General features: G+C 68.0%; 9 protein-coding genes. 6 read left to right on the forward strand and 3 right to left on the reverse strand.

Annotated features, from left to right (window positions below; translation table 11 throughout):
• Nucleotides 1-216 precede the first annotated feature (216 nt).
• The 5 genes from VF106_RS20795 (at nt 217) to VF106_RS20815 (ending at nt 5,905) form a co-directional block, all read left to right on the forward strand.
• Entirely contained in the window at nt 217-591 is a 375-nt protein-coding gene (locus VF106_RS20795; protein WP_330841428.1) for a PadR family transcriptional regulator, read from the forward strand.
• Nucleotides 588-1,955, forward strand: coding sequence for a permease prefix domain 1-containing protein (locus VF106_RS20800; RefSeq protein WP_330841429.1), 1,368 nt, complete (start codon nt 588-590; stop codon nt 1,953-1,955). Before VF106_RS20795 ends, VF106_RS20800 begins: the two co-directional genes overlap by 4 nt.
• A gap of 308 nt (nt 1,956-2,263) precedes the next feature.
• The gene (locus VF106_RS20805; protein WP_330841430.1) at nt 2,264-3,427 is read left to right on the forward strand and encodes a S1 family peptidase; all 1,164 of its coding nucleotides are present in this window, start codon (nt 2,264-2,266) and stop codon (nt 3,425-3,427) included.
• Nucleotides 3,428-3,517: 90 nt separating this feature from the next.
• Nucleotides 3,518-4,399 carry a DUF2268 domain-containing putative Zn-dependent protease gene (locus tag VF106_RS20810; protein WP_330841431.1) on the forward strand — a complete coding sequence of 294 codons (882 nt, stop codon included), beginning with the start codon at nt 3,518-3,520 and terminating at the stop codon, nt 4,397-4,399.
• 111 nt (nt 4,400-4,510) lie between these two features.
• Nucleotides 4,511-5,905, forward strand: a complete 1,395-nt coding sequence (locus VF106_RS20815; RefSeq protein ID WP_330841432.1) for a glycoside hydrolase family 47 protein — start codon at nt 4,511-4,513, stop codon at nt 5,903-5,905.
• Nucleotides 5,906-5,921: 16 nt separating this feature from the next.
• Here VF106_RS20815 and VF106_RS20820 read toward each other — a convergent pair whose 3' ends face one another.
• Together VF106_RS20820 and VF106_RS20825 are read right to left on the reverse strand one after the other, a co-directional pair.
• Nucleotides 5,922-7,286: a HAMP domain-containing sensor histidine kinase gene (locus VF106_RS20820; protein ID WP_330841433.1), complete on the reverse strand. Its 1,365-nt coding sequence runs from the start codon at nt 7,284-7,286 to the stop codon at nt 5,922-5,924.
• Complete coding sequence (locus VF106_RS20825; RefSeq protein ID WP_330841434.1) at nt 7,283-7,954, reverse strand: response regulator transcription factor; 672 nt, start codon at nt 7,952-7,954, stop codon at nt 7,283-7,285. Before VF106_RS20825 ends, VF106_RS20820 begins: the two co-directional genes overlap by 4 nt.
• Before the next feature lie 102 nt (nt 7,955-8,056).
• Here VF106_RS20825 and VF106_RS20830 point away from each other — a divergent pair, with 102 nt between their 5' ends.
• A complete protein-coding gene (locus tag VF106_RS20830; protein ID WP_330841435.1) occupies nt 8,057-9,298 on the forward strand; it encodes an aspartyl protease family protein in 1,242 nt (413 codons plus the stop codon).
• A 28-nt stretch (nt 9,299-9,326) separates the two neighbouring features.
• Here VF106_RS20830 and VF106_RS20835 read toward each other — a convergent pair whose 3' ends face one another.
• Nucleotides 9,327-12,590 carry an AfsR/SARP family transcriptional regulator gene (locus VF106_RS20835; protein WP_330841436.1) on the reverse strand — a complete coding sequence of 1,088 codons (3,264 nt, stop codon included), beginning with the start codon at nt 12,588-12,590 and terminating at the stop codon, nt 9,327-9,329.
• Nucleotides 12,591-12,650: the final 60 nt, after the last annotated feature.

The raw sequence follows: 12,650 nt of genomic DNA on the forward strand, positions 1-12,650 counted from the left end.
TCAGTTCCTCCTTTGAGGACCAAGAGTGTGTGTCAAGTAGACCGTCGCGGCGACATGTGCCCTGTTACAGGCCGGTCCCTCGTGCGAGAAGGCGAGCACATAGCGTGATTCCGGTGAAATCGGCATGGAAACCACTGTGCACTGGGAGTAGGGGAAACTTGCGAACTCCGCATACCTAGTACTACGATGCATCATGCTTCTAGGGTTGGAGGTCGGGTGAAGGTCACCAAGGATCTCGTCGCCGCCTCGGCGACGCCGATGGTGTTGGGGATCCTCGCCGAGGCGGACAGCTACGGGTACGCCATCCTGAAGCGGATCAACGACCTTTCCGGCGGTGAGCTGGATTGGACGGAAGGGCTGCTCTACCCGTTACTGCACCGGCTCGAACGGCTCGGGCATGTCGAGTCACGGTGGCAGTCGGTCGCCGGGGAGCGCCGACGCAAGTACTACCGCATCACCGACACCGGGCTGGCCGAGCTGACCGAACAGCGCCGGCAATGGGACACGGTGGTGGGCGCGCTCACGGAGATCTGGCGCGGCAATGGGGGTTCCCAGTCGCTGACCCTGTTTCCGTTGGGGGGCACCGCATGACCGGGCCCAGCCGCGACCTCGAGGCGCAGTTCGCCCAGTGGCGCCACTATGTGGAGCGTCGCCGTGAACTTGGGCCGGCCGACGCCGACGAGCTCGAAGATCACCTCCGGGGTTCGGTCGACGAGCTCGTCGCCGCCGGGCTGCACGACGACGAGGCGTTCCTGGTGGCGGTCAAGCGAATGGGCAGCCTGGACGACCTGTCCCGCGAGTTCGCCAGGGAGCACTCCGAACGGCTGTGGAAGCAGTTGGTGCTGACCGGCGGGACCGACGCTCCGGCGGCGGGCGTCCGGTCGCGGCGGGATCTGCTCGCGATGGGGATCTGCGCGGTGGGCGCGGCCGCGTCGATCAAGGTGCCGGAGCTGTTCGGCAAGCACATCGATCGCGACATCGCCTTCTACGCACCGAACTTCGGCCTGTTCGCGCTGGCCTGGCTCGCGGGTTTCCTGGCATGGCGCCGCCGGGCGACGACGGCGGTGATCGGTGTTCTGGCGACGTTGTTCGCGCTCGGCGCCGTCGCGGCCAACGCCTACCCGCTCCGCGACGACTCCCAGTCGGTGGTGCTGACCACGATCCATCTCCCGATCGCCCTGTGGTTCGCGGTCGGGCTGGCCTACATCGCCGACGATCTTCGGTCGCCGCGCAGGCGCATGGACTTCGTTCGCTTCACCGGCGAATGGTTCATCTACTACGTGCTCATCGCGCTCGGCGGCGGTGTGCTGATTGCCTTCATGATCGGCACGTTCAACGCCATCGGGATCTCCCCCGAGACCTTCGTGGGGGAGTGGCTCGTGCCGTGCGGCGCGGCGGCCGCGGCGGTGGTGGCCGCGTGGCTCGTCGAGGCGAAGCAAAGTGTCGTCGAGAACCTCGCGCCGGTCCTCACGCGACTGTTCACCCCGCTCTTCGCTGGGGCGATGATGGCCTTCCTCGTCGCGTTCGCCGTCACCAGTGACGGCATCGACATCGAGCGGGACTCGCTGATCCTGTTCGACCTCCTGCTCGTCGTGGTGCTGAGCCTGCTGCTCTACTCGATCTCGGCGCGCGACCCGCTGGCCCCGCCCGGGCTGTTCGACAAGCTGCAACTCGCCCTCGTGCTCGGCGCACTCGCCATCGACGTGTTGGTACTGCTGGAGATCACCGGTCGCATCACGGAGTTCGGCACCACGCCGAACAAGGCGGCCGCGCTCGGCGAGAACGTCATCCTGCTGGCCAACCTCGCCTGGTCGACGTGGCTGCTGCTCAGGCTCGTCCGCCGGCACACGTCCTTCGCGACGCTCGAGCGCTGGCAGACCACCTATCTCCCGATCTACGCCATCTGGGCGTGGATCGTGGCCCTGCTCTTTCCTCCGCTGTTCGGCTATCTCTGAGCGCCGTCGGCAATTCCCGCGGCGGGTTGATCCAGAATTTGCGGAATATGGAATTACATACCGGCGAGGGTGCACGTAACCATGCGTCGGAAAATACCGCCTGATCAAAATGTCGGCGCTACTTCGGTGTGACACTTCGTCACACGGATGGCGGTACGCCGCGCATCGCGTTGCTCCCTAACCTTTCGACTGCAACGTGAAAGATTCTCAACATCGAGGACGGCGACCGACACCCTGCTTTTCATCGCCACGTAGTCCGTCGTCGGTTCCGTAATTTCCCCTGCACACGATCAAAGGAATAACTCATCATGAAACGCACCGTAGTGGCGCGTTTGTGCGCGGCTGTCCTGCTGGCCACCGGACTCGGCGCGGCCAGCCTCACCTCCGCATCGGCGTCCGCCAAGCTCGCACCGGTCTCCCCGCTGACGGCGCCGAGAATCACGCAGGCCATGTCCGAGGCCATGCAACGCGACCTCGGGCTGTCCTCGGCTGAGGTCAGGACCAGATTGGCCCAGGAGGAGGCCGCACGCGCGGCCGAGCAGAGCGCGCGGACGCGGCTGGGCGACAGCTACGCCGGCAGCTGGTTCGACCCGAAGTCCGGCACCCTCGTCGTACAGACCACCGACCGTGCCAGGGCCGCACGGCTCGGCACGGGCGTGACGGTCCGCGTCGTCGCCAACAGCCGCGCCGAACTCGACGCCGTGAAGACCGGCATCGACCGGTTCGCCGGCAAGGCGGCACCGGCCGCGATCAACGGCTGGCACGTCGACGACAAGACCAACAGCGTGGTCGTGGCGGTCAACCGGCACAAGATCGACGCCCCCGCCAAGTCGTTCCTCTCCTCGGTGACCGCCATGCACTCGTCGGTCCGCGTGGTCGAGGAGGACAGCTCGCCGCAGACCGTCGCCGACGTCGTCGGCGGCTGGCCGTACTACATCGACTTCGCCGCCCGCTGCTCGGAAGGCTTCGCCGTCCACGGCGGGTTCGTCAGCGCCGGCCACTGCGGCGTCGCGGGCAGCACGGTCAGCGACCACACCGGAGTCGTCATCGGTTCGTTCGCCGCGTCTTCCTTCCCCGGCAACGACTACTCGTTCGTCAGCACCGACCCGAGCGTGACCCTGTGGGGGTACGTCGAGGGCTACAACGGCTTCTGGTACTACGTGTACGGCTCGGCCCAGGTCCCGGCCGGCTCCGGCATCTGCCGTTCCGGCTCCACCACAGGCATGTGGTGCGGCACCCTGCTCGACCGCGGCTGGACCGTCAACTACCCGCAGGGCACCGTCTTCAACCTCACCCGCACGAATGTGTGTGCCGAGCCGGGTGACTCAGGCGGCTCGTGGCTGAGCGCGAACCAGGCCCAGGGCGTGACCTCCGGCGGATCGGGCAACTGCAGCGTCGGCGGCACCACGTTCTACCAGGAGATCAACCCGATCCTCGCGGCCTATGGCCTGACGCTCGTCACCAGTAGCTGACCCAACCACCCTGGCGGCTCCGGCTTCGTGCCGGAGCCGCCACATCGAGCATTGACCTTGACGTAACGTCAAGCTTTAGCGTCGGCGAACGTGACGATCACCGTTCTCGACACCTACTCCACGATGAAGCAGATCCTGCGGGCTCCGGCCGAGGATCGCGTCGACCTGCTGCGCTCGATGATCGAGCCGGTCAGCGGCATGTTCCGTTACTTCCCCGGTGACGTCGACCTGGTGGCCATGCACGGGATGGCGTCCGGCTTCCCCGTCGACCGCGACGGGGAACGGTGCCTGGACGCGCTCGAGACGTTGGCGTCGGCCCGTGCCTGGGAGCGGATGCGGGACGCGCTCGACCAGGCGCTGGCCGCGCAGCTGGCGGCCACACCGGAGCTGACGGTCCCGGACATCACGGTGCTGGTCGTGCTGGGTGACCCCGGCGACGCCCACTTCATGGGTCCCAGCCTCGGCCTCACGGGAAACGGGGGGATATCGGGCTACATCCTGATCACGCTGTGGCCGTTCCCCGAGAACGTGGCACGGCTGGAGGCCACCGCCGTGCACGAGCTCAACCACAACCTGCGCTACGGCCCCGGTGGGGTCGTGTGGGACCCGATGACCGTCACGGTCGGTGAGCACGTGGTCTCGGAGGGCCTGGCCGACGCGTTCGCCCGCCAGCTCTACGGCGACGAGCTCGGCTACACCCGCATCGGCGTGCCCCCACTGCACGACGACGCGGTCTTCGCCAAGGTGGTGACCGGCCTCGACGTGACCGGTATGCAGAACTTCACCGCCTGGGTACACGGCGACACCCACGCGAAACGCTTCGGAGCCACCCCGGTGGGCCTGCCGACCGGAGCGGGCTACGCCGCCGGTAACCGGCTGGTCGACGCCTATCTGGCGGCGACGGGACAGACAGCGGCGCAGGCTCTGCACGCCCCCAGCTCGGACATCATCGCCACCGCACTCGACCGTTAGAGGCACGCGGACAGGGCCTCCATAGTTGACAACTACCGTCACAACACAAGAGCATCCGGTGATCACTTCACGCGTCGCGATCACGCAAGGTAGTCAGGAGGAGTTCGCCGCATGCCCTTTGCTCTGCCAAGGAGAAGGTTCCTGAGTCTCGCCGCCGTAGCCGCCGGGATGGGAGTGGCCGGCGCACCACGCGCCAGCGCACAACCCGACGGATGGCAGGCGATCGCAGACGACGTCCGGCGCGAGACCCAATGGGCCTGGCAATCTTATGTGGACAGAGCGTTCGGGCGTGACCAGATCAAGCCGGTTTCCGGCGGCGGCGAGGATTTCTTCGCGCAGGGCCGTTCGGTCGGGCTCACGATCGTCGAGGCGCTGGACACCCTGTGGTTGATGGAGCTCGACGCCGAGGTCGAGCAGGGCGTCGATTGGGTGAAGAACAACCTGAGCTTCGACATCGACGCACCGTTCCAGGTGTTCGAGACCAACATCCGCCTGGTCGGCGGCCTGCTGTCGGGCTATCACTGCACCGGCGAGCCGCGCCTGCTGGAGCTCGCCGTCGACCTGACCGACCGGCTGATGCCGGCGTTCACCTCGTCGCCATCCGGGGTCCCCTACCGGTATGTGAACCTGCGCACCGGAGCGGTGAGCCGTCCGGACACCAACCTCGCCGAGTTGGGGACCTACATCACCGAGTTCGGCACGCTCTCGGAGTTGACCGGTGACCGCAGATACTACGACGCGGCAAAGCGCGCCCTCCAGGTGACCTTCGACCGGCGCTCCCCACTCGGCCTGGTGCCCTACTCATGGCTGGCGCCGACGGGGACGTGGCTCAACACCACGGCGACCGTCGGCCCGCCCGCCGACTCGTACTACGAGTACCTGTGGGACGGCTGGTCACTGTTCGGCGACGGGGACCTGAAGGTCTGGTACGAGACGCTGGTCTCCGCGATCCTGGCCCGCCAGTCCGAAGTGGTCGACGGCCGGCTGTGGTTCGCTCAGGTCGACGCGCTCACCGGCCTCAAGCTCAGCCGGGAGCAGAGTGAGCTGGCGGCCTACTTCGCCGGGCTGCTCGCCGAGGGTGGCGACATCCAGAACGGCCGCAGGTACCACGACTCGTGGAACGCCGTCCAGGACCGCTACGGCGTGCTGCCCGAGGCGATTGACTACTCCAACATGTCGGTCGTCAGGAAGGGAAACCTGCTCCGCCCCGAGTTCGCCGACGCCGCGCTGAACCTGTGGCTGGCCACCGGCGACGACCTCTACCGGCACCGAGCGCAACGCCACTACGAGCTGATGAAGGCGACGTCCAAGGTCCAGTACGGCTACACGATCCTCAACGACGTGACCACGAATCCGGTGGTGCGCGGGGACTCCTGCCCCGGCTACTGGTGGTCGGAGCAACTGAAGTACTACTGGCTGATGTTCGGGCAGGCGCGCCGGTTCAACTACGACGACCACTACCTGTCCACCGAAGGCAACCTGCTCAAAGGCGCCGTGCGGCAATGAAACCCTGACAGGCCGATCAGTGCGGCGCGTCCTGGCGCGGTGGGAGTTCGATGTGGACACACGCACCCCATCCCGGCGGCGGGTCGACGAAGCGAACGGTGCCGCGGTGGGCGTGGACGGTGTTGGCCACGATGGCCAGCCCCAGGCCGGAGCCCGGTAGGGCACGGGCGGAAGGGGTGCGCCAGAACCGGGCGAACGCCTGCTCGCGGTTCTCCGCTGGGATACCCGGCCCCTGGTCGGTGACCACGAGCCGGCCGGGCTCACCGTGCACGGAGACCGTCGACCCGGGGGGCGAGAACTTGATCGCGTTGTCGAGCACGTTCAGCACTGCCCGTTCCAGGGCAGCGGCGTCGCCGACGGTGGACCACGGTGTCAGCTCGACGGTGAAGTCGTGGTTCGCCGTGCGGCTCCGTGCGCGGGTCAGGGCGCGTTCGACCACGGTTGCCACCGGCACTTCCTCGTGGGCCAGTTCGCGCGCGTCCCTGGCTAGTTCGACGAGTTCGTCGACGAGGTCGCTGAACTCGGCGGTCTGTGCCTGCAGCCGGTCGACGATCCTGGCGCGCTGACCGGCTGGGATGGCGCGGCCGGTGCGTTCGCTACGGGCCAGCAGGTCGACGTTGGTGCGCAGGCTGGTGAGCGGGGTGCGCAGCTCGTGGGCGGCGTCGGTGACCAGTTCGCGCCGCCGTTGTCGGGACTCCCGCAACGCGGTCGTCATGGCGTTGAACGCCCGTCCCAGCCGGCCGACCTCGTCGCGGCCGGTGACCGACACCGGTGTCTCCAGGTCCTCGGTGTTGGCGATGTGTTCGGCGGTGGCGGTGAGCCGTGCCATGGGCGCGAGCGTGCGTCGGGCGAGCAGCAGGCCGATCGCGCCTGCGATGACCACACCGGACACGCACACCAGGATCAACAGCGTGCGCAGGCCGGACAGCGTCTCGTCGACGGGGACGAGGCTGCGGCTGATGGCCACGACGTCACCACCGCCGACCGGGCGCAACATCACCCGCGCCGGCACTCCCGACTCGGTGATCCCGTCCCGCAGCGTCACCGCCGTCACGGCGCGGTCCGCCGGCGTGGTGACCACTCCGTCCACACCGTCGGGAACACAGGCCGTGCCGTCGGCCCGCAGGAGCTGGATGCCCTCCAGGAAGCCCTGCAACTGGTGCTCCGGCGGATCACACAGCAACGCCTTCTGGGCCAGTGTGGGCTCTGTCGCTCCCGTGTGGATGGTGGTGAGTGTCGGGAGCTTCCTGTCGAGCAGGGTCTGGTCGAGCTGGGCGAGGAGGTGGTGCCGGGTCGCGAACCAGGTGATGGCTCCGATGCCGACGACGGCGGCCGCGACCACACAGGCCGTGATCGCCGCGACCCGACCGCGCAACATCATTCGGCCGTGCGAAGGACGAAACCGACACCACGCACCGTGTGCAGCAGCCGGCCACCGCCCTCCGCCTCGGTCTTGCGGCGCAGGTAGCCCACGTAGACGTCGAGGGTGTTCGTACCCGGCGTGTGGCCCCAGACCCGCCGCTGGAGGTGCGCGCGGGGCAGCACACGTCGTGGGGCGGCCAGGAACTGGCGCAGCAGGTCGAACTCGGTCGGCGTCAACGCGATCGGCCGGCCGTTCCTGGTGACCTCGCGGGTGACGGGATCCAGCGCCAGGTCCGCGTACCGCAGTGTCTCGTGGTGGGATCGGCGGTTGTTCCTGAGCAGCGCGCGCAGCCGGGCGAGCAGTTCCTCCAGGGCGAACGGCTTGACCAGGTAGTCGTCGGCGCCGGCGTCGAGGCCGGTGACCCGGTCACCGAGACCGTCCCGCGCGGTCAGCATCAGCACGGGCAGCCGTGCGCCGCTCGCGCGCAGGCGTCGGCACACCTCCATACCGTCCATGCCCGGCATCATCAGGTCCACAATGGCGAGATCGGGGCGGGGCTCGGCCAGGAGCCGGTGCAGCGCCCGCTCGCCGTCGGCTGCGGTGTCCACCGCATACCCCTCGAACTCGAGGCTGTCGCGCAGGCTCTCCCGCACGTCCCAGTCGTCATCCACCACGAGAAGTCGCACGGCCACAACGTAATCCGGCGAACCGGAACAGCGGCCCGCTCTCACGATCTTCTCAGTTTCCGGCCAGGTTCCTTTCACCGTTCCACTCCCACCATGATCGCCATGAACGATCTCAGTCGCCGCACGTTCCTCATGGGCGCCGGCCTCGCCGCCGCCGCGCCGCTGTTGAGCACTGGCACGGCGAGCGCCGCCACCGAACCCGACCAGCTGTTCTCCGACGGCTGGTTCAGCGCCGCCGACCGTGGCTACGCCCGGATCCTGCGTGAGAACCCGGCCAACGCGCACGCTGCCGCACAGCGGGGCTACATCGCGTTGCTGGGCAACAGGTTCGCCGACGCGGAGAAGCACCTGTCACGGGCGATCAGCCTGGGAGACCTCGTCTCGAGGCAGCGGCTCGCGGAGTGCTTCGTCCGCCAGGACCAGCACGCCCGCGCGGTCCCCCTGCTCCGTGCCGGCAACCAGCGTGACCAGGCGTACGCCGAGCTGTACTCCCGTCTCGAAGGCCCGGCGTGGCAGGTGCACGGCGCACGAAGCACACGCGTCCCGTTCCTGATGACGGATCCGGTCCCCGCCGTCCAGGCGTCACTGAACGGCGGGCCGCCCAAGGGTTTCCTGCTCGACACCTACTCGACGCTCGACCTGAACCAGGCTGACGCGGAGGAGGCGGGGCTCCGCTCGGTCGCGACCGTGACGGGCGTGGCCATGGGCGGGCCCGTCACGATCCACCTGGGCATCCTGGATTCGATACGCATCGGCGACATCGAGCTGCGCAACATCCCGATGCAGTGGATCGACATGCGACGCCCGGCCCTCCCGGACGGCTCGCAACCGGCAGGCGTGCTCGGTACCACGACCTTCTACCACCTACTGACCACAATGGACTACGCGGGCCAGTCACTGGCGCTGCGACGCAAGACGTCCGGGTTCCGGACCTCCGGCGACCGGCTACCCCTGTGGCTGGCCGGCGACCACTATCCCTGCTCGCTGGGCAGCATGAACGGCTACGGTCCACGAGTCGTCACCCTCGACACCGGCGGGCTCGCCCACGGCCTCGACACCACGGTGGAGATGGCCGAGCGAGTGGGCATCACCGTGGACTACGACCACCCACGCCAGATGGGCGGGACCACGGTCTACCCGATCACGGCGGACCGGATCAGCCTCGGCCGGGCGGTCGGGCACGACGTGCGCGGGTTCGCCAGCGAGAGAGGCGGCATGGGCATCCCCGGGCCCGGCCAGGCCGCGCAGTTCGGGTTCACGCCCATCGCGAACTTCACCCACGAGTTCTTCAAGCCGTTCGCCGTCACGTTCGACTACACGGACATGCACGTGTACATCCGCTGACCGGTGACGACCCCGCTGGGCCGGTGGATCACGGTATGTCCACCGGCCCAGCCGGCGTGGTGCCTGCCTGGTCAGGCATGAGGGAACCGAGGGCGCGGTAGAGGTCGTCTGCTTGTTGGAACAGGGCGATGGCTTCGGCGTTCTTGCCGCTTCGGACGAGGCATCGGGCCTGTCCTGTGAGGGCGTGTGCTTCATGGGCGGTGGTTCCGATGTCACGCGCGATGGCGAGTGCACGGCTGAACCTTTCGAAGGGATCGCCGGCGGCGGGGTGTTCCAGAGCGAGGTCGCCGAGGTAGTTGAGTGCCTCAGCCTGCCCGTCCGGCTCACCCAACTCGGTGTACATGGTGTGGGCGCGGGTCAGGGTGTCGGTCGCCGCCGTGTACGCGCTCTGCAGGTACTGCATGCGCCCGAGATTGGTGAGTACGTTCGCTTGCCCCAGTCGGCTGTCCAACTCGGTGACCAGGTTCTGGGCGTGGGTCAGGGTGTCCGTGGCCTTCGCGTACGCGCCCTGGAGGTACTGCACGCGTCCGAGGTCGTTGAGCGCGTTGGCCTGCCCCAGTCGCGCACCCAGTTCCGTGTAGAGGTCGTTGGCGCGGGTCAACATGTCCTCGGCGCTCGGGTAGTCGCCTTGCCGGTACCGCACGCGTCCGAGGCCGAGGAGGGCGTTGGCCCTGCCCCGCCGGTCACCCAGCTCGGTGAACAGGTCGTTGGCGCGGGTCAGCGTGTGGTTCGCCGCCGAGTAGTCCCCCCGCAACTCCTGCACGTAACCGAGGTCCTCCAGAGTGTTCGCCTGTCCCAGCAGGTCATCCAGCTCGATGAACAGGCTGTGCGCACGAGTCAGCGTGTCGGCCGCCAGCTCGTACTCGCCTCGAAGATCCTGCGTGCGTCCGAGGTCGTTGAGCGCGTTGGCCTGCCCCCGCAGATCACCCAGCTCGGTGTACAGGGTGTGGGCGCGGACCAAGGTCTGTTGTGCCGCGACGTAGTCATCCAGAAACTGGTGCAGTTGTCCGAGGCCGAGGAGGGCATTGGCCTGCCCCAGGCGATCGCCCAGTTCGGTGTACAGGTCATGGGCCCGGGTCAGGTTCTCGGTCGCCGACGCGTACTCGCCCACGAGCCGCTGCGTCAGTCCGAGGTTGGTGAGAGCGTTGGCCTCGCCCCGCCGGTCCTTGACATGGGTGGCTGTGGTGAGGGCGGCACGGTGGATGCTGAGTGCTTGGTCGTGGTAGCCGTTGAGGCGGAGGAAGGGTTGGAGCGTGGTGGCGAGTCGGAGGACCTGTTGCCGGCGGCCATGGGATGGGGAGTGGGTGATGCAGGCGGTGAGGGTGGGTAGTTCGGTCGTGAGCCAGGCGTGCGCGGCGGAGGGGTTGTCGAGCCGGGGTGCGTGAGCTGGGGTGGTGAGGGTGGGCCCGTCGGGGAGCGTGTTGTGCTGGGGAAGGTGGGAGCTGGCGATGGCTGCCGTGTGCAGGTAGTAGTCCAGCACGCGGTGCAGCGCGTCGTCGCGTTCGGTGGGCTCGAGGCCGGTGCTCAGGGTCGTGGCGTAGGCGCGGATGAGGTCGTGGAGTTGGTAGCGGCCGGGGCTGGTTTCCTGGACGAGGTGATCGGCGTGCAGGGCATCGAGATGCCGGTGAGCGTCGATGAGGGTGTGGCCGGCGATGGCCGCGGTCGCGTAGGCGTCGATCTCCGGACCGGGGTGGAGACCGAGGAGCCGGAACAGGTGTTGTCGATCTGGGGGCAGGTGACGGAACGACGTTTCCATCGCGACGGTGACCGAGCGGTCATCGGCATGGAGGTGGTCGAGCCGTTCGTGTGCGTCGGCGAGGAGATCGGCAAGGTAGCGGGCGGTCCAGCGCGGGTGGCTGCGCAGCCGGGCGGCGGCCACCGCGATCGCGAGGGGTAGGCGGCCGCACCGGTCGACGATGTCGGCCACCGCCTTCTCGTCGTGTCGATGTGGTTCCTGCCCACCGATGCGGAGCAGCATCTGGACGGCCTGCGCACGGGACAGGACGTCCAGGGTGAACGGCTGGACCCCGTCGAGCGCCGGCATGCGATGCCGACTGGTGATCAGCACGAGACTTCCGGACGTCCCCGGGATCAGGGGACGAACCTGGTGGTGGTCGAGAGCGTCGTCGAGGACGAGAAGGATCTTCTTGCCGGCCGTGTGGCGACGCCACGCGCGTGCGCGGTCGTCGAGACTTCGCGGGATCGCTGTGGGGCCAAGACCGACCTCCAACAACAGCGAGTGCAACGCCTCGGCCGGTCGCGTGGAATCACGGCCGGGTGTGTGACCGTGCAACTCGACGAGCAGGACGCCGTCGGGGAAGCGGTCCGCGATGTGGTGAGCGACATGCACGCTGAAAGCGGTCTTACCAACACCGGGCATACCGTCCACGGCGTGGATCGCGATCGCGTGGACCGACCGGTCGAGCTCGGTGACCACGGCGTCGACGAAGTCGCGCAGTTCGTCGTGCCGTCCGGTGAAGGTCGCGATGTCCGCGCGCAGACTGAAACTCCCTCGCGTCGCGGGAACGGAGGGCGGCTGACCCGACGCCCCGAGACCGGGATCGGAGCTCAGGATGCGGCTGTGCAGTTCGCGCAGCGGCGGGCTGGGGTCGGTGCCGAGCTCCTCGCGGAGTGCCGAGCGGATCAACTCGTAGTGCCGTAGCGCGTCGGCCTGCCGACCGGAGCCGCACAGCGCCCGCATGTACTGACCCGCGACACGCTCGTTCATCGGATGTGCTCGAGTCAACGCAACCAGTTCACCCAACACGTCCTCGTGCCGTCCGGTTCGGAGCGCGAGGTCATTGCGCTCCAGCGTGGCCGCGAGGCGTTCAGCGTCGAGCTCTGTGCGCACACTGCTCAACCAGAGGTTGTCCGAGGTCGCGAAGGCTGTCCCCTGCCACAACGCGAGCGCACGGTCGAACGTGTCGAGGGCCGCCGTGTCGTCGGTCTCGGCGCGTCCCGCAGCGATCAGGCCGCGGAAACGGTGCAGGTCAACGGACTGCGGATCGACTACGAGCCGATAGCCACCCTTCGCGCGGCCGATCTCGACCTCACCAACCCCCGCGAACACCTGCCGGAGCCGGGACACATAGCCCGACAGGGCGTTTCGGGCGTGTCGGGGCGGGTTGTCCGCCCAGACACGGTCGACCAATGTGTCCACCGAAACAACCCGACCGAGGTCCACCACCAACGCCGCCAGCACCACACGCTGACGCGGATGCCCGAGATCGATCTCCTCACCGTCGTGGAAGGCGGTGACCTCGCCGAGTACCTGAAGCTGCAGCGCCGCCATCCAACGCCCCCAAGCGATCAGGACCTCGGGGCCATCCTTCCACAGCAAAGGTGCCGCTGT

Source organism: Actinophytocola sp., from assembly GCF_036378875.1.
GTDB lineage: Bacteria > Actinomycetota > Actinomycetes > Mycobacteriales > Pseudonocardiaceae > Actinophytocola.